Source organism: Tundrisphaera macrotermitis (assembly GCF_051175315.1).
GTDB lineage: Bacteria > Planctomycetota > Planctomycetia > Isosphaerales > Isosphaeraceae > Tundrisphaera.
Genome location: NZ_CP195100.1, coordinates 368,729 through 384,349, shown reverse-complemented (window position 1 = coordinate 384,349; position 15,621 = coordinate 368,729). Strand labels below are relative to the sequence as shown.

Below are 15,621 nucleotides of genomic sequence, written 5' to 3'. Positions count from 1 at the left end.
CATCAGGGCCGTGCCACGGGTCAACCCTTGACGTCGATCCCCATGCTCCGCGCGGTGCCGGCGATGATCCGGCAGGCGTGGTCGAGGTCACGAGCGTTCAGGTCGTTCATCTTGGTCTCGGCGATCTTGCGAACCTGATCGCCGGTGACCGTGGCCACCTTGGTCTTGTGGGGCTCGGCGGAACCCGAGGCGATCCCCGCGGTCTGCTTGAGCAGGACGGCGGCGGGGGGGCTCTTGGTGATGAACTCGAAAGAACGATCGGAATAGATCGTGATTTCGACGGGGATGGTGGTCCCCTTCATCTCCTTGGTACGTTCGTTGAACTGGATCACGAACTGGCCGATATTCACGCCGTGCTGGCCGAGGGCCGGGCCGACCGGGGGAGCAGGCGTCGCCTGACCGCCGGGGCATTGGAGCTTCACCTTCGCCGTCATGACCTTGGCCATCGTCCGCCCACCCTCTCACGCACTAAGTTGAAGCCCAGGCCCGACGGAGCCAGGCCAGATCTCGACCGAGGACCGATGGATCCTCAGAGCCGCTCCACCTGCCAGTATTCGAGGTCCACCGGCGTCGGCCGATTGAAGATGATCAGCATCACCTTCACCAGCCCGCGGGTCTCGATCACTTCCTCGACGGTCCCCTCGAAGTTTTCGAAGGGGCCATCCTTGATCTTCACGCGATCGCCGCGCTCCACGTCGATCTTGATCTTCCCGACCTCGGCCGTGTCGGTCTGATCCTGCTGACCGAGCATCTGGTTGACTTCGGTCTCGGTCATCTTGGTCGGGGTGCCATGCGCCCCGACAAAGTCGCCGACCCCGGGGGTCTCCCGGACCGTGAACCAGGTCTTCTCGTTCAGCTCCATCTCGACCATGATGTAGCCAGGATAGGTCTTGCGCTCGACGGTCCGCTTCTTGTTGTTGCGGATCTCGGTGATCTTCTCGGTCGGGACCACGATCCGCCCGAAGTACGGCTGCAAGCCCTGGATCTTGACGCGCCGTTCCAGCGCGTCGCGGATCGTATCCTCGCGGCTACTCTGGACCTTCAGGACATACCAGACCAGTTCGGGGGCGGGGTCGGCATCCGGGTCGATGGGCTCGTCGGTCGATTGGTTCATGCGAAGCCGTCGCGGATGGAGGAAAGAGCCGGACTCGAGCCAATCGGAGGAAGATCATCCGGGAGTCAAGCGGTCGAGCCCAGGTCGCTCGTGTTGTGGAAGCGGAGGACGCCGATCGCCTGGAGGAGGTTCGACCAGAGCCAGTCGACGCCGAACAGGAAGACCGCCATCACCGCCACCGTGACCAGGACGACGGTCGTGGCCCGCTTGAGATCCTCGCGGCTCGTCCACGAAACCTTGTTCATCTCGGCTTCGGTGGCGATCAGGAACTCGACGAAGGGCGGGAACTGGAGCAGACGGTAGGCGATCCATCCCAGCACCAGCCCGACCACGGTGGGGATGATGTAGGAGGCTTCGATGGAGATGTTCGGCTGGGCGCTCAGGGTCAGTTGCAGCTCGCGAAGCCCCATCACGATGATGAACGCGAGGGCCACGGCCGTGTAGATTCGGGCCTGACGCCCCTGGAGCGGCTTGTAGACGCCGACCTGGGCCAGGTTGGCCAGGAACGATGAGAATCGGCCCTTGGGAGCCGCGACGGGACCACCCTTGGCGACCTTGGTCGCCTTGACCGCCGGCGTTCCGTCTTTCACCTTGCCCATAACGGCACTCTCACATTCGGTGACTGGATCGGCGGGACCTCTCACGGCCCGTCGAGCACGAGCGGAGGGAATCGAACCCCCAACCGCCGGTTTTGGAGACCGGTGCTCTACCAATTGAGCTACGCTCGTATCTTTCAGCCAGGGCCAACATCATGGCCCCGGCCCGCGATAACCGGACGCGCAGGCGAGGGAAATCGCCGGCCGCCCCGAAATCACTCACTTCTTGCGGGATTCTTTGTGCGGCGTATGCTTCCGCTCGTGGCGGCAATACTTCTTGAGCTCGAGCCGGTCGGCACCGCGCGTTTCCTTCTGGGTCCGGTAATTCCGTTCCCCGCACGTGGTGCATTCCAGCCAGACATATTCGCGCATCGCCGGCTCCTAAACCGATCTCGTCTCGTTCGGATCGTCCCGGACGGAGGATGGAGCGGCGGGCCTGACCCAGACCGCTCCCACCTGGAAACACCCCGTCACGAGCCGAGGTTCAGTCCGATCTCACTGGAGGATCTTGGTCACCACGCCGGCACCCACCGTCTTGCCGCCTTCACGGATGGCGAACCGGAGGTTCGCTTCCATGGCGACCGGGGTGTGCAGCTCGACGGTCATCTTGATGTTTTCACCCGGCATGCACATCTCGGCTTCGCTGTTGTCTTCCGCCAACAGGTTGAGCACCGAGCCGGTCACGTCGGTCGTCCGGAAGTAGAACTGCGGCCGGTAACCCTTGAAGAAGGGGGTATGCCGCCCGCCCTCGTCCTTGCCGAGGACATACACCTCGGCCTCGAACTTGGTGTGCGGGGTGATCGAGCCGGGCTTGCAGACCACCTGGCCGCGTTCCAGGTCGTTCTTTTCCACGCCGCGGAGCAGGATCCCGACGTTGTCGCCGGCCTGCCCCGAGTCGAGGGTCTTCTGGAACATCTCGACGCCGGTGACCGTCGAGGTCTTGTTGTTGTCGAACCCGACGATCTCGACGGGGTCGCCAACCTTGATGATCCCGCGCTCGATACGGCCGGTGCCGACCGTACCACGCCCCTTGATCGAGAACACGTCCTCGATCGGCATCAGGAACGGCTTGTCGATGGCCCGTTCCGGCTCGGGGATGTACTCGTCCATCGTCTTGACGAGGTCGAGGATCGGCTTGGAGGCGACCGGGTCGCTGGGGTTTTCCAGGGCCGGGCGGCTGCAACCGCGGGTGATCGGGATCTCGTCGCCCGGGAACTTGTAATGGGTCAGCAGCTCGCGGAGCTCGAGCTCGACCAGCTCCAGAAGTTCCTCGTCGTCGACCAGGTCGATCTTGTTGAGGAAGACCACCAGCGCGGGGACGCCGACCTGGCGGGCCAGGAGGATGTGCTCGCGGGTCTGCGGCATCGGGCCGTCGGCCGCGGAGACCACCAGGATCGCGCCGTCCATCTGGGCGGCACCGGTGATCATGTTCTTGATATAGTCGGCGTGGCCCGGGCAGTCGATGTGAGCGTAGTGGCGGGCTTCGCTCTCGTACTCGACGTGGGAGACGGCGATGGTCACGGTCTTGTTGGCGTCGCGGACCGTACCGCCCTTGGCGATTTCCGAGTACGCCTTCGCCTTGGCCTGGCCGTGAGCGGCCAGGACGGCCAGCAGGGCGGCCGTCAGGGTCGTCTTGCCGTGGTCGATGTGCCCGATCGTGCCCACGTTGACGTGCGGTTTCGTCCGATTAAACGTTTCCTTGGCCATCGTTGCTCCCGTCGTCTCCTGGAAATCGAGGGCGTGGTGGCGGGTCCACCGTGGCCGCCGCGTGTCTTGACCGACGGTCTGATGCGCCGCCGGGCGGTCGGGCATGGATGCGGAACACGAGACGTCCCTCCCGGCCACCTCTTGGGGGCCGGGAGGGACGATCTCGAAAGCTGCCGCTGGGATTTGAACCCAGGACCTCGTCCTTACCAAGGACGCGCTCTACCAACTGAGCCACGGCAGCATATTCGGGGTGTTTTTAGCGGGGATCCATGCCCGGGCGAACTTCGCTAGGAACTTCTTCCGTCGGACCTCGAAGCGGGTGATGGGAATCGAACCCACGTTGCCTGCTTGGAAGGCAGGTACTCTACCATTGAGTTACACCCGCAGGCAATCCCACCGTCGAAGGAACTTCGCCAAGGGGCAAGATTCCAGAACCTGTCTCATCTCTTCAGTAGGCCGATTCCTCGAGATCCGTTTTGACCATCGGAGTGGGTGGAGCAGGATTCGAACCTGCGAAGGTAGAACCACCAGATTTACAGTCTGGCCCCTTTAGCCACTTGGGTATCCACCCGATCTGCTTCTCTTTTACCGTCCCGGCGTCTGCATTGCCAGTGTGCAGTCCCGGCTGTTGTTCGTCGCGAGAGAGCTGGCGGTGAGAGTCGAACTCACAACCGTCGGTTTACAAAACCGGTGCTCTGCCGATTGAGCTACGCCAGCCAGGACGTGCTGCGGAAGGGTTAATATACCGGCTCAATTTCATTCCGCAAGCCATCTTTCCCGTGGCTCCCTCATTTTCGATCCTCCGCCTGTGTTGACGCTTCCTGGATGTCATCGTGGGCCTGAATTCGCACCGTCCCGGCCTCCTGGCTCACCGCGAAGGGTGGAACCAGCGGCGGTAGAGGGTCATCAATCCGGCCAGTCGGTCGGAGTAAGGGAAGAGTTGGGGCCGGAAGCCCCCGGGCGATCGGGCGTGGATGACCTGCGGCTGCGCCAGCCCGCGCAGGCCTGCCACGCCGCCGACCCTCCCGAAACCGCTGGCCTTGAGGCCGCCGAAGGGGGCGGCCGCATGGGCCGAGTACGTCACCGCATCGTTGATCGAGACCATGCCGGCTTCCAGGCGGCGGGCGATCCGATCGGCACGACCTCGATCGCGGCCCCAGACGCTGGCCGACAGGCCGTAGGGGCTTGCGTTGACGGCGGACACCGCGGCCTCGTCGTCGGGCACGCCGCGCACCACCACGACCGGGCCGAAGCAGCCCGCCAGGGCGGCCTCGGGACCTCCATCGGAGGCGAGCAAGACCGTCGGTGGGTAGAACCAGCCCGGCCCCTCGGCGGGGCGTCCCCCGACCAGGATCCGGCCCCCCGCGGCGACGGCTCGCTCGATCATGGCCTGGAACCGGTCGCGGGCGGATGCGGAGATCATCGGCCCGAGGTCCACATTTCCGGCCGTGGGATCGCCGACGCGAAGGGCGGCCGCGCCGGCCGCCAGGGCGTCGGCCCAGGGCGAGGCGTCGCCGATCACGTAGATCCGCTTGACGGCGACGCACGCCTGGCCCGCGCCGACGAAGGCGGCCCAGGTCAGGGAGCGGGCGGTCGAGGGCAGGGGGGCGTCGGGCAGGACCACGGCCGGGTCGAACCCCGACAGTTCGGCGACGCAGGGGATCCCGCGCCGTCCCAGTTCGCCGATGATGCTCCGGCCGGCCTCCACGCCGCCGGTGAACATCCCCTGGTCGATGCGCGAGGCGACCAGGGCACGGCCGACCTCGGGCCCGCCGTGGACGGCAGCCACCAGCCCGGAGGGGAAGCCGGCTTCGTCGATGCTCTGCTGAAGCTTGACGCCCAGCCCCGCCGCCAGTTCCGAGGGCTTCCAGACCACGGCGTTGCCCGCTGCCACCGCCTGGGCGATGGGCGGGGCGTTGAGGTAGAGCGGGTAGTTCCAGGTCCCGATCATGCCGACGACGCCGACGGGCATCCAGCGCAGGCGTGCCGGAGGGATCAGCATGGCCCTTTGCCAGCCCGGCCCGATGCGTTGGTCGGCCAGGGCCTTGCCGGAATTCAGGACCGTCCAGCGGACCGCGTCGAGGGCGGCGAGCACCTCGCCCATCGCCTCGTTCGAGGGCTTGCCGATAGCATCCCGGATGGCCAGGGCCCAGGCGTCGGAGTCGCGGGCCAGGATGCGCCACCAGCGACGCAGGGCCTCGCGGCGCTCCCGGTGGGACGTGCGTCCCCAGTCCTGCTGGGCGACGCGGGCCCGTTCGACGATGCCGGCCACGTCGTCGGGATCGGTGGGGGAGGCCCGGCCGAGGACGGCCCCGGTTGCGGGATTGCGGGCAACCAGGGCGTCGTCGGCCTCGATCCTACGCATCGGGACCGATCAGGCGGCGGTCCGCAGGGGTTTCGGACCGGGGGTCTCGAAGGTATCGAGGACCAGCGAGGCCACCAACCATTCCAGGGGCACGTCGAGGGCCTTCGCCTCGGCGGAGAGCTTCTCGAACAACGCGGGGGTCAAAGTGACGGCCAGGTTATCGTTGCCCATGGTCGGCTCCGGTCGGAAGTATGCGGGTATTAAGCCATCCTCGGGTGAATTCACGAGTGGTAGCCGGACCTAGAGCATCTCGCGTGCCAAACCCGAGGATGGCCGGTTCACCGGGCCCCGGCCTTCAGGTCGATCTTGGGGAACAGGGGGGCCGGCTTGCCGTCGACGAGGTCGGCCGTGACCCGGAGCGGGATCCCGGACGTGGGCGTCGCGGCGTCGGCATACCGGACGTCGTCCCAGCCGCGTGCCTCCGCGAAGTTGAATGCCCGGTAGAAGGTTTCCGCCGTCGCCGGCAGGAACGGCTTGATCAGGATCGCCACGGCGCGGAGGGCGTCGGCCAGGTTGACCATGACGACCTCGGTGGCCGCCGGGTCGCTCTTGACCAGGGTGAACGGCTTGGTGACCTCGATGTAGCGGTTGGCGGCGTCGAGCACTTCCGTCCAGATGGCCAGCAACGCCGTGTTGTACTGGAACGCCCCGACCTGATCGCGGAGCCGATCGGCCAGCGCGGCGAGGTCGAGCCCGGCGCGCCAGGCGGTCGGGTCGATGGTCGCGGCGTTGGCCAGGGTCCCGCCGAAGTACTTGACGCACATCGACAAGGTGCGGCTGTAGAGGTTGCCCAGGTTGTTGGCGAGCTTGGCGTTGTACGTCTCGGCGAAGCGCTCGAACGAGAATTCGCCGTCGCCGCCGAACGGGCACTGGTCCATGAAATAGAACCGGAACCCCTCGGCCGAGAACTGCTCGACGATGTCCATCGGCTCGACGACGTTGCCCAGGCTCTTGCTGAGCTTCTGCAACTCGCCGGTCGACTCGTCCTTGCGATACACGAAGCCGTGGCCGAACACCCGCTTGGGCAACGGCAGGCCGGCCGACATCAGCATGGCGGGCCAGAGGGCGCAGTGGAACCGGGTGATGTCCTTGCCGATGACGTGGACGTCGGCCGGCCAGGTCCGGTCGAATCGCTCCGGGTCCGTGCCGTAGCCGATGGCGGTCACGTAATTGAGAAGGGCATCGAACCAGACGTAGATGGTCTGGTTCGGGTCGAACGGGACCGGGATGCCCCAGGTGAACCCCTTGCGGCTGATCGACACATCCTGGAGGCCGGCCTTGACCAGGCTGAGGATCTCGTTGCGGCGGCTCTCGGGCTGGATGAAGTCCGGGTGGGCCTCGTAGTGGGCCAGCAGGCGGTCGGCGAACGCGGACAGGCGGAAGAAGTAATTTTCCTCCTCGACCTGCCTCAGCTCCCGATTTGGGTGGTTCGGGCAGCGGCCGTCGACGATCTCCTTCTCGGTCTTGAAGGCCTCGCAGCCGTCGCAGTACAGGCCGGTATACGCCTTCTTGTAGATGTCCCCGGCGTCATAGACGGCCTGGATGAACTTCTGGCAGCCGACGTGGTGGCGTTCCTCGCTGGTCTGGATGAAGTCGTCGTTGGAGATCTCCAACGCCTCCCAGACCGACCGGAACTGGCGGGCCATGTCGTCGACGTAGGGTTTGGGCTCGACCCCGAGTTCGGCGGCGCGCTGGGTGACCTTGATCGTGTTCTCGTCGTTGCCCATCAGGAAGTGGACGGCGTCCCCTTCCATCCGGCGGAACCGGGCCTGGACGTCGGCGCCGATCTTCTCGAACGCGGTGCCGATGTGGGGCCGGCTGTTGGGATAGTCGATCGCCGTCGTGATATAAAAGCTGCTGCCCATCGTCGCGCCTCGATCCGTCGCCCCGGTCCCCCCCGGGATGCGAGGGGGCGACCGCCGGGAGATTCGACACGGGCCGACCTCCCGGCGTTCGGCCCTCATCTTACGGCATCGCCGGGGCGGGGGCCATCCGATCGGCGCGATGGTCGGATTGCCTTGCGAGCCCGCCGGCCGTTATGGTGGAGCCATCTGGAACCGGGGGTTCTCCCCGCCACTTCGACCCTCTCCGCACCCAAGGTTGATTCCCATGGCCACCGCCGACGCCCCGACCCGGATGTACATCGACGGCAACTGGAGCGACGCCGACGGCGGGAAGACGCTGCCGGTGATCAATCCGGCCGACGAATCGACCCTGGGCGAGGTGGCCTACGGCGGCCGGGCCGAGGCCGATCGCGCGATCGAGGCCGCCGCGCGGGCCATGCCGGCCTGGAAGGCGCTCACGGCCTACGACCGGGCCAAGATCCTCAAGAAGACGGCCGAATTGATCCGCGAACGGGTCGAGACGATCGCCCGGGTGCTGACCCAGGAGCAGGGCAAGCCCCTGGCCGAGGCCAAGGGGGAGGTCAACCACACCGCCGACACGTTCGAGTGGTTCGCCGAGGAGGGGAAGCGGTCCTACGGCCGGATCATCCCGCCGACGGCGGCGACCAAGCGGCACATGGCGATCAAGCACCCGATCGGCGTGGTCGGCACGATCACCCCGTGGAACTTCCCGTCGGCGATGGTCAGCCGCAAGATCGCCCCGGCCCTGGCCGCCGGCTGCACCGTGGTCAGCCGCCCGGCCGACCAGACGCCGATGACCATGATCCACCTGTTCCGCTGCATGGAAGACGCCGGGCTGCCCAAGGGCGTGGCCAACCTGGTGATCGGCGACGCGGTGGAGTTCGCCGATGCCCTGTTCGCCCACCCGGCCGTGCGGAAGATCAGCTTCACCGGCTCGACCCGCGTGGGCAAGGAACTCATCCGCCGCTCGGCCGACGGCGTGAAAAGGCTCAGCCTGGAACTGGGCGGGCATGCCCCGCTGATCGTCTTCCCGGACGCCGACGTGGCGCAGGTGGCCCAGGCGGCCGTGCTCGGCAAGTTCCGCAACAATGGCCAGGTCTGCATCGCCCCGTCGCGGTTCTACATCCACGAGAAGATCAGCCAGGATTTCGCCGACGCCGCCGTCGAGCTGACCAAGAAGCTCAAGCTCGGCAACGGGCTCGACGAGGGGACGCAGGTCGGCCCGATGTTCGCCGAGCAGGCGCTGGACAAGACCCGGTCGCTGGTCGACGACGCCAAGGGCCGGGGGGCGAAGATCCTGACCGGCGGCGATCGCTCGTCCCGGTTCGACAAGGGCTACTTCTTCGAGCCGACCATCCTCCGCGAGGTCGACGGCTCGATGCGGCTGATGACCGAGGAGCCGTTCGCCCCGGTCATGCCTTTGCTCGACTTCAGCAAGCTCGACGACGTGATCGCCGCCGCCAACGCCACCCCCTACGGCCTGGCCGCCTACGTCTTCACCAACGACCTGACCGTGGCCACCCGGATGGCCGAGGGGCTGGAAGCCGGCATCATCGGGATCAATGACCCCGTGCCCGCCACCCCCCAGTGCCCGTTCGGCGGCATGAAGGAATCCGGCCTCGGCCGCGAATTGAGCATCGAAGGCCTGGACGCCTACCTGGAGACCAAGTACGTCTCGATCGGCCTGCGGGCCTGATCGGCCGAGAGCCACGCGTCATCCGGACGGGGAGGGACCATGAGCATCGCCGAGTCGCCGAAGCTGATGACCGCCGAGGAGTTCATGGCCCTGCCCGACGACGGCCGGGAACGGTGGCTCCACGACGGCCAACTTCACATCAACGAGGACTCGATGACGGCCCGCAACTGGGTCCATAGCGAAGCCCTGATCACGATCGGGACGTACCTGAGGAACTGGTTGGTTCAACAACCCAGGCCGAGGGGAAAGTTCGTCGGTGGCGAGGCGGGATGCGTGCTGCGTCGTAATCCCGACATCCTCGTCGGCGTGGATATCGCCTACATTTCCGCCGCCCTTGCCGCCGCGACTCCACGAACTCAGGCCTTCTACGACGGGCCTCCGGTACTCGCCGTCGAAATCCTTTCTCCATCGGACACCCTGGGCGACATCCTGAGCAAGACCGAATCCTATCTCGCGGCAGGTTCGGTGGTTTGGATCGTCGACCCCTACTCTCGCATCGTCACGGTCCATCGGCCGGACCACCCACCACGGCCCCATTCCATCGGGGATGAATTGGCGGCCGACCCCTACCTGCCCGGGTTCCGCGTGGCCGTGGCCGACTTCTTCGAGGATTGAGCCCCGCCGAGCATGAGGCACAGCCATGAGCGCCGCCGACCCCGTGACGAGGTTGATGACCGCCGAGGAGTTCATGGCCCTGCCCGATGATGGCAGGGAACGGTGGCTCCTCGACGGCCAGGTCTACACGCTTGAGGATTCGATGACGGTCCGCAACTGGGTCCATAGCGGCGTGGTCACGAACGTCGCCTTCGCCCTCAAGGGGTGGCTCCGGACGCAACCACTCCCGCGTGGGCGCATTGCCACCGGGGATGGCGGGTTTCGCCTCCGTCGTGATCCTGACATCCTCGTCGGGGCCGACGTGGCCTATGCCTCCGCGGCATTGGTCGCCGCCACTCCCCGAAAACAGCCCTATTACGATGGCCCTCCGACGCTCGCCGTCGAGGTCCTTTCGCCATCGGACAAGCATGAGGATGTTGTGGCCAAGGTCGAGGCGTACCTCCAATCGGGCTCGGTCGTGTGGGTCGTCGATCCCGACTTCCGCATCGTCATGGTCCATCGGCCGGATCACCCCGCCAGGTCGTATTCCATCGGCGATGAACTGTCGGCCGACCCCTACCTGCCCGGGTTCCGCGTGGCCGTGGCCGACCTCTTCGAGGATTGAGCCCCGCCGGCCATGCCCCGACCTCCCCTCTGGCTCAAACGGTTGCTCTTACCCGCCTGGAACGGCGGTCATCACCTCGCCTGGAAGGTGGGCGAGGTGGCCGGCTCGATCGGCCAACGTCGCTGGGGTCGCTGCGAGGTTTGCGGCACGTTGGCCTTGTATCTCCACCGACCCCGGGCGATCCCGGCCGAGTTGCGGAGGCGGTGGGGGTTGACGACCCGGGTCGCGACGGCGGTCGTCCACAAAGAGACCGACGACTGCTCACATTGCGGGGCCAAGCTCCGGGCCCGGCGGCTGGCCCGCGTCCTGCTCGATCTGTATCCGACCGATGTTCGGCCCGCCCGATCGATGGCGGATTGGGTCGAAACTGCGGCGGCCCGATCGCTCCGGGTGGCCGAGTTCAACCGGGTCGAAGGGCTCCACGAAATCCTGGCCCGACTGCCCCGGTTCGAGGCGTCGGACTACCGCGACGGGGCCGAACCGGGGAGCGTCATCGATGGGGTCCGGAGCGAGGACCTGACCCGGTTGACCTATCCGGATGGGGCGTTCGACCTGGTGCTCACGTCCGAGACGCTGGAGCACGTGCCCGACCTGGAAGCCGCTCTGCGGGAGATCCGCCGCGTCCTGGCCCCCGGCGGGCGGCACGTCTTCACCGTCCCATTATTACCGGGCGTCCCGCTCACTTTCGCCCGCGCCCGGCTCGAACCGGACGGGACGAAGGTCGACCTGGCCCCGCCGATCTGCCATCCCGGCGGGGATGTCGGCTACCCGGTCTTCACCGAGTTCGGGGCCGATTTCCCCGACCTCGTCCGGCGGGCCGGGTTCGAGGTCGAGGTCCGATTCGGCCCGACGACCGAGGACGACGTGGCCCAGGTCTACGTCGCCCGCCGGGTCGGCTAGTTGATCACGGTGAGGGCGGCGGCCTTACGGTCGGCCTTGTCCTGGAACGACTTGAGGGCCGGGGTGTCCTCGGCGAACCGGGCGACTTCTTCGAGGAGGGCCTCCACCATGTCGGCCTCCTTGACGTGGCGGATCGGCACGCCCCTTTTGAAGATGACGCCCTTGCCCGAGCCGGCGGCGATGCCGAGGTCGGCCTCTTTGGCCTCGCCGAAGCCGTTGACCAGGCAGCCGAGGATGCTGATCCGCAGGGGGTCCTTGAGGTGGGCCATCTTGGCCTCGACCTCGGCGACGATCCGCTCCAGGTCGATGTCGAGCCGGCCGCAGGTCGGGCAGGCGACCACCTCGGGCCGGTTCACCCGGCGGTCGCAGGCGCGGAGGATGTCGAAGCCGGCGGCGATCTCCGGGACCGGGTCGCCCAGCAGGGAGACCCGGATCGTGTCGCCGATGCCCCGCAGGAGGATCGCGCCGATGCCCGCCGAACTCTTGAGCGTGCCGTACTCGCGCGAGCCCGCCTCGGTGATCCCGACGTGGGTCGGGTAGCCGCTCTGGGCGGCGAACTGGGTGTAGCACTCGACGGCGGTCGGGACGTGGCTGGCCTTGAGCGAGACGATGATCTGGCGGTAATCCAGCGACTCGCAGATCTCGATGGCCCGCAGGGCGCTCTCGACCATCGCCTCGGGGCAGGGGAAGCCGTACTTCTCGATCAGGTCCTTTTCCAGGCTGCCGGAGTTAACCCCGATCCGCATCGGCACGCCCTTGTCGCGGGCCTTGCGGACGACCTCCTTGAACCGCTCCACCCCGCCGATGTTGCCCGGGTTGATCCGGATCTTGTCCACGGCCCTCTTGCCGTCGGCGGTGGTGGCGTCCAGGCAGGCCAGCGCCATCCGATAGTCGAAGTGGATGTCGGCGATGAGCGGCAGCTTGATCCTCGGCTTGATCGCGGCGCAGGCTTCCACGTCGGCCTTCTTGGGGACGGTCACGCGGACCATCTCGCACCCGGCCTCTTCGAGCCGGTGGATCTGGGCGATCGTCTCCTCGATGTCGAAGGTGTTGGTCGTCGTCATCGACTGGACCAGGATCGGCTTGTCGCCGCCGACCACCTGGTCGCCGATGCCGACCTCGCGCACCTTGTGCCGGCTCACCGTCGTGCTGTAGGCCATCGTCGCCGTGTCCCAATTGCCTGTTCGTGTCGGCCTTTGCGGCTATCGACCACGCCACCATGCGTCCACCGTCTATGGTACATCCTCGTCCCGGAGAGGGTCAAGGCGACGCGCGGCCCTCAAAAGGGCACCAGCCGCCGGAAGCCATGCCCCAGGATGACCGGATACAACGCGAGGTTCCGCCCTAGCGCGGCCGACCGCGAATAGCGGGGGACACGGGCGGGCTCGCCCGACCGGATCCGTTCCAGCGCGGCGGCCAGGCCCCGGAGGTGGGTCGGGCCGAACGGGCCGTCGTGAATGCGATCGACCAGTTCGTGAGGGAGGGCACCCGGGCCGTGGCCGGCCCCGAGCCAGGCGCCGAGGATGGCCGCGATCGAGTCGGTGTCGCCTCCCGCGGCGATCGCCCCGGCCAGGCACCGCATCGGATCGTCGCCATCCAGCAGCAGGGCGTAAGTCGCGAACGCGAGCGTGTGGACGACAAAGCCGGACGTCCCGCATGATACAGCCGCTTCGGCGATGCCCGAACCGGATCGGGCGTGATCCCGCCCCCGGACGATGGCCGCGGCCAGTTGGGGTTCGGTGACGACCCGGCGGGCCACCTCCTGGGGGCCTTCGAAGCCCGACCCGGCCTCGCCTCGGGCGCAAGCGGCGGCCAGTTCGGCGACGTAGAGGGCCCCCTCGACGGCCCGGGAGTCGCGATGGGTGACCTCGGCCAGCGCCCGGCCGAAGGCGAGCCGGCGCGGGTCGTCGGCGTCGCGGAAGAAGGCCCCGACCACCGCCGCCCGCATCGCCGCGCCGTTGCCCGCCGACATCACCCCGGTCGGCCGCAACCCCAGGCCGATCCGACCGCAGGCACGCAGGGTCCCCAGCCCCACGCCCCAGGGCAGCCGGCAGGCCCAGCCGAACAGGGAACGGCGGAACACCCGGACGCAACGGTCGAGGTCGTCGGGGTGGAGGGCCAGGGCCTGGGCCACCAGGGCCGATTGCTCGGTGTCGTCGGACACGAACCCCGTCCGCCCCAGCAGCCGGAACCGATCGATCCGCCCGAACCGCCTCGCGATCGACCGCGCGGTCATCCTCTCGGCGGGCAATCCCAGGGCATCGCCCAGGGCCGTGCCCAGCAGCGTCGCGGCGATCCGGTCGTCGGGCGGGCAGACCGTTGCCGACTCCCCATCGTTTGAAACCGCCAGCTTCGCACCCATCAGCAATCTCCCCCTCGGGCCATCCAGGCCGGATCGACGGATCCAGGATCGCAGGACATCAATCCACTGACAAGAGTACGACCGCGATCCGATCGGGTCGGGGTCGGGCCATGCAAAGGCCCTCGGGCGGTGGTATCATCGCCCGCCCCGGATGCCGGTCCCGTTCGCATCCTCCACCCCTCCCGGGAGGCTCGTCCATGCGGTCTTTTTGCGTTCTCCTCGCCCTCGGGCTGATCTCGGCCGATGCCCGGGCCGCGGAGCCGAAGCGGTTCGACGTCGTGGTGTACGGGTCGACGCCCTCGGGGGTCCTGGCGGCGGTGGCGGCGAGCCGCGAGGGGGCGACCGTCGCGGTGGTCGAGCCGATGGACTGGGTCGGCGGGATGATGACCAGCGGGTTGAGCTTCAGCGACTCGAACCAGACCGCCCGCGAGACCCTGTTGGGTTTGTTCGAGGAAGTCCATCTCCGGATCGAGAAGCACTATGCGGACAAGGGGGTCACACTGCCGTATCAGGTCCGGGTGAAGGATCAGGCGAAGTGGACCTACGAGCCCCACGTCGCCGACAAGGTCTTCCGCGACATGCTCCGCGAGGCCAAGGTGGCATTGTTCCTGGGCCAGGGCATCGCCCGGCTCGATAAGGACGGGCCGAGGATCCGCCGCCTGGCCACGACGGGCGGCGCCGAGATCGAGGGACGGGCCTTCATCGATGCGAGCTACGAGGGGGACCTGATGGCCCGCGCCGGGGTCCGGTCCAAGGTCGGCCGCGAGACGAAGGAGGAGCACGGCGAGTCCCTGGCCGGGCATCGCTACCCGAAGAAGGAGGTCGCCGCCTCGCCGTTCGGCGCCGATGGCCGCCTGCTGCCGCTGATGACCGCGAAGGACGCGGGCGACCCGACCCGGGCCGACGGCAAGATCATGGTCTACAGCTTCCGCCTCTGCCTGACCGACGACCCGGCCAACCGGGTGGCGATCGAAAAGCCCGCCGACTACGACCCGGCCCGGTATGAGTTGTACCGGCGGGCCTTCGCCGCCGACCCGAAGACCCCGTTCCCGATCGACCTCTACCCGATCCCCGGCGGCAAGCTCGACGGCAACAACGGCATCGGCAAGCAATTCTCGATCGGGCTGGTGGGCGCCAGCGTGGACTGGCCCGAGGGGTCGCCCGAACGCCGTCGGGCGATCTGGGAGGAACACAAATCGTACACCCACGGGTTCCTCTGGTTCCTGGCCCATGACGACGGCGTCCCCGAGCCGATCCGCACGCGGGCCCAGACCCTGGGATTGGCGAAGGACGAGTTCCCCGATCACGGCCACTGGCCGCCGGTGCTCTACATCCGCGAGGCCCGCCGGATGGTCGGCGTCCACGTCCTGACCCAGGCCGACATCCTCACCGAACCGACCAAGCCCGACGCGGTCGCCGTCGGCTCGTTCCCGATCGACTCGCACGACTGCCAGCGGATCCCGACCCCGGGCGGGGGGTTCATCAACGAAGGGACCATCTTCCCGGTCCGGATGAAAGATCGAGCCATCGGCTATCCCCACCACATCCCCTATCGGAGCCTGCTGCCCCAGCCCTCGGAGTGCGACAACCTCCTCGTCCCGGTCTGCCTGTCGTCCACCCACGTCGCCTTCTGCTCGGTCCGCGTCGAACCGACCTGGATGGCCCTCGGCCAGAGCAGCGGCATCGCCGCCACGCTCGTGGCGAAGGCCAACATTCCCGCCGACCAGCTCCCCTACGATCAATTGAAAGCCCGCCTCCAGGCGGCCGGGGTGGTGCTGGACCTCCCCCGCCCCTGAC

15 protein-coding genes and 5 tRNA genes are annotated in these 15,621 nt (G+C 67.4%); 5 read left to right on the top strand and 15 right to left on the bottom strand.

What is annotated here, in order from left to right:
* Positions 1 to 20: 20 nt before the first annotated feature.
* The 13 genes from rplK to metG all read right to left on the bottom strand — a co-directional run bounded on the left by rplK (position 21) and on the right by metG (position 7,647).
* Positions 21 to 446 (bottom strand): 50S ribosomal protein L11, encoded by a 426-nt coding sequence (gene rplK / locus TA3x_RS01635; protein WP_435018356.1) that lies wholly within the window; start codon positions 444 to 446, stop codon positions 21 to 23.
* 83 nt (positions 447 to 529) lie between these two features.
* Positions 530 to 1,114, bottom strand: a complete 585-nt coding sequence (gene nusG / locus TA3x_RS01630) for a transcription termination/antitermination protein NusG (RefSeq protein ID WP_435018355.1) — start codon at positions 1,112 to 1,114, stop codon at positions 530 to 532.
* A gap of 65 nt (positions 1,115 to 1,179) precedes the next feature.
* Entirely contained in the window at positions 1,180 to 1,713 is a 534-nt protein-coding gene (secE, locus tag TA3x_RS01625; RefSeq protein ID WP_435018354.1) for a preprotein translocase subunit SecE, read from the bottom strand.
* 56 nt (positions 1,714 to 1,769) lie between these two features.
* Positions 1,770 to 1,842: transfer RNA gene (locus tag TA3x_RS01620), tRNA-Trp, on the bottom strand.
* A gap of 87 nt (positions 1,843 to 1,929) precedes the next feature.
* Positions 1,930 to 2,082 carry a 50S ribosomal protein L33 gene (gene rpmG / locus TA3x_RS01615; protein WP_435018353.1) on the bottom strand — a complete coding sequence of 51 codons (153 nt, stop codon included), beginning with the start codon at positions 2,080 to 2,082 and terminating at the stop codon, positions 1,930 to 1,932.
* 123 nt (positions 2,083 to 2,205) lie between these two features.
* Positions 2,206 to 3,417: an elongation factor Tu gene (gene tuf, locus TA3x_RS01610; RefSeq protein ID WP_435018352.1), complete on the bottom strand. Its 1,212-nt coding sequence runs from the start codon at positions 3,415 to 3,417 to the stop codon at positions 2,206 to 2,208.
* A gap of 168 nt (positions 3,418 to 3,585) precedes the next feature.
* Positions 3,586 to 3,658: transfer RNA gene (locus TA3x_RS01605), tRNA-Thr, on the bottom strand.
* 73 nt (positions 3,659 to 3,731) lie between these two features.
* A tRNA-Gly gene (locus TA3x_RS01600) sits at positions 3,732 to 3,802 on the bottom strand.
* 104 nt (positions 3,803 to 3,906) lie between these two features.
* A tRNA-Tyr gene (locus tag TA3x_RS01595) sits at positions 3,907 to 3,988 on the bottom strand.
* A 73-nt stretch (positions 3,989 to 4,061) separates the two neighbouring features.
* Positions 4,062 to 4,134: transfer RNA gene (locus TA3x_RS01590), tRNA-Thr, on the bottom strand.
* Positions 4,135 to 4,285: 151 nt separating this feature from the next.
* A complete protein-coding gene (locus TA3x_RS01585; protein ID WP_435018351.1) occupies positions 4,286 to 5,782 on the bottom strand; it encodes an aldehyde dehydrogenase family protein in 1,497 nt (498 codons plus the stop codon).
* A gap of 9 nt (positions 5,783 to 5,791) precedes the next feature.
* Complete coding sequence (locus TA3x_RS01580; RefSeq protein ID WP_435018350.1) at positions 5,792 to 5,953, bottom strand: hypothetical protein; 162 nt, start codon at positions 5,951 to 5,953, stop codon at positions 5,792 to 5,794.
* Positions 5,954 to 6,060: 107 nt separating this feature from the next.
* A complete protein-coding gene (gene metG / locus TA3x_RS01575) occupies positions 6,061 to 7,647 on the bottom strand; it encodes a methionine--tRNA ligase (protein WP_435018349.1) in 1,587 nt (528 codons plus the stop codon).
* Between the two features lie 244 nt (positions 7,648 to 7,891).
* Here metG and TA3x_RS01570 point away from each other — a divergent pair, with 244 nt between their 5' ends.
* The 4 genes from TA3x_RS01570 to TA3x_RS01555 are packed head-to-tail and all read left to right on the top strand — an operon-like array spanning position 7,892 to position 11,462.
* Positions 7,892 to 9,343 carry an NAD-dependent succinate-semialdehyde dehydrogenase gene (locus TA3x_RS01570; protein WP_435018348.1) on the top strand — a complete coding sequence of 484 codons (1,452 nt, stop codon included), beginning with the start codon at positions 7,892 to 7,894 and terminating at the stop codon, positions 9,341 to 9,343.
* Positions 9,344 to 9,382: 39 nt separating this feature from the next.
* Entirely contained in the window at positions 9,383 to 9,958 is a 576-nt protein-coding gene (locus tag TA3x_RS01565) for a Uma2 family endonuclease (protein ID WP_435018347.1), read from the top strand.
* Between the two features lie 25 nt (positions 9,959 to 9,983).
* The gene (locus tag TA3x_RS01560) at positions 9,984 to 10,562 is read left to right on the top strand and encodes a Uma2 family endonuclease (protein WP_435018346.1); all 579 of its coding nucleotides are present in this window, start codon (positions 9,984 to 9,986) and stop codon (positions 10,560 to 10,562) included.
* Between the two features lie 12 nt (positions 10,563 to 10,574).
* On the top strand, positions 10,575 to 11,462 hold the full coding sequence (locus TA3x_RS01555) for a class I SAM-dependent methyltransferase (protein ID WP_435018345.1): 888 nt from the start codon (positions 10,575 to 10,577) through the stop codon (positions 11,460 to 11,462).
* On the opposite strand, the gene ispG is transcribed toward TA3x_RS01555, so the two are convergent.
* Positions 11,459 to 12,622, bottom strand: coding sequence for a flavodoxin-dependent (E)-4-hydroxy-3-methylbut-2-enyl-diphosphate synthase (gene ispG / locus TA3x_RS01550; RefSeq protein WP_435018344.1), 1,164 nt, complete (start codon positions 12,620 to 12,622; stop codon positions 11,459 to 11,461). The two genes, TA3x_RS01555 and ispG, sit on opposite strands and share 4 nt — an antisense overlap.
* A 119-nt stretch (positions 12,623 to 12,741) precedes the next feature.
* A complete protein-coding gene (locus tag TA3x_RS01545) occupies positions 12,742 to 13,824 on the bottom strand; it encodes an ADP-ribosylglycohydrolase family protein (protein ID WP_435018343.1) in 1,083 nt (360 codons plus the stop codon).
* 197 nt (positions 13,825 to 14,021) lie between these two features.
* On the opposite strand from TA3x_RS01545, the gene TA3x_RS01540 reads away from it, so the two are divergent.
* Positions 14,022 to 15,620 carry an FAD-dependent oxidoreductase gene (locus TA3x_RS01540; protein ID WP_435018342.1) on the top strand — a complete coding sequence of 533 codons (1,599 nt, stop codon included), beginning with the start codon at positions 14,022 to 14,024 and terminating at the stop codon, positions 15,618 to 15,620.
* The last annotated feature ends 1 nt before the right edge of the window (position 15,621 follow it).

What these genes read in the sequence shown, in the direction of transcription:
- rplK (WP_435018356.1), bottom strand. Translation starts at nt 446, where the DNA reads ATGGCCAAGGTCATGACGGCGAAGGTGAAGCTCCAATGCCCCGGCGGT.
- nusG (WP_435018355.1), bottom strand. Translation starts at nt 1,114, where the DNA reads ATGAACCAATCGACCGACGAGCCCATCGACCCGGATGCCGACCCCGCC.
- secE (WP_435018354.1), bottom strand. Translation starts at nt 1,713, where the DNA reads ATGGGCAAGGTGAAAGACGGAACGCCGGCGGTCAAGGCGACCAAGGTC.
- rpmG (WP_435018353.1), bottom strand. Translation starts at nt 2,082, where the DNA reads ATGCGCGAATATGTCTGGCTGGAATGCACCACGTGCGGGGAACGGAAT.
- tuf (WP_435018352.1), bottom strand. Translation starts at nt 3,417, where the DNA reads ATGGCCAAGGAAACGTTTAATCGGACGAAACCGCACGTCAACGTGGGC.
- TA3x_RS01585 (WP_435018351.1), bottom strand. Translation starts at nt 5,782, where the DNA reads ATGCGTAGGATCGAGGCCGACGACGCCCTGGTTGCCCGCAATCCCGCA.
- TA3x_RS01580 (WP_435018350.1), bottom strand. Translation starts at nt 5,953, where the DNA reads ATGGGCAACGATAACCTGGCCGTCACTTTGACCCCCGCGTTGTTCGAG.
- metG (WP_435018349.1), bottom strand. Translation starts at nt 7,647, where the DNA reads ATGGGCAGCAGCTTTTATATCACGACGGCGATCGACTATCCCAACAGC.
- TA3x_RS01570 (WP_435018348.1), top strand. Translation starts at nt 7,892, where the DNA reads ATGGCCACCGCCGACGCCCCGACCCGGATGTACATCGACGGCAACTGG.
- TA3x_RS01565 (WP_435018347.1), top strand. Translation starts at nt 9,383, where the DNA reads ATGAGCATCGCCGAGTCGCCGAAGCTGATGACCGCCGAGGAGTTCATG.
- TA3x_RS01560 (WP_435018346.1), top strand. Translation starts at nt 9,984, where the DNA reads ATGAGCGCCGCCGACCCCGTGACGAGGTTGATGACCGCCGAGGAGTTC.
- TA3x_RS01555 (WP_435018345.1), top strand. Translation starts at nt 10,575, where the DNA reads ATGCCCCGACCTCCCCTCTGGCTCAAACGGTTGCTCTTACCCGCCTGG.
- ispG (WP_435018344.1), bottom strand. Translation starts at nt 12,622, where the DNA reads ATGGCCTACAGCACGACGGTGAGCCGGCACAAGGTGCGCGAGGTCGGC.
- TA3x_RS01545 (WP_435018343.1), bottom strand. Translation starts at nt 13,824, where the DNA reads ATGGGTGCGAAGCTGGCGGTTTCAAACGATGGGGAGTCGGCAACGGTC.
- TA3x_RS01540 (WP_435018342.1), top strand. Translation starts at nt 14,022, where the DNA reads ATGCGGTCTTTTTGCGTTCTCCTCGCCCTCGGGCTGATCTCGGCCGAT.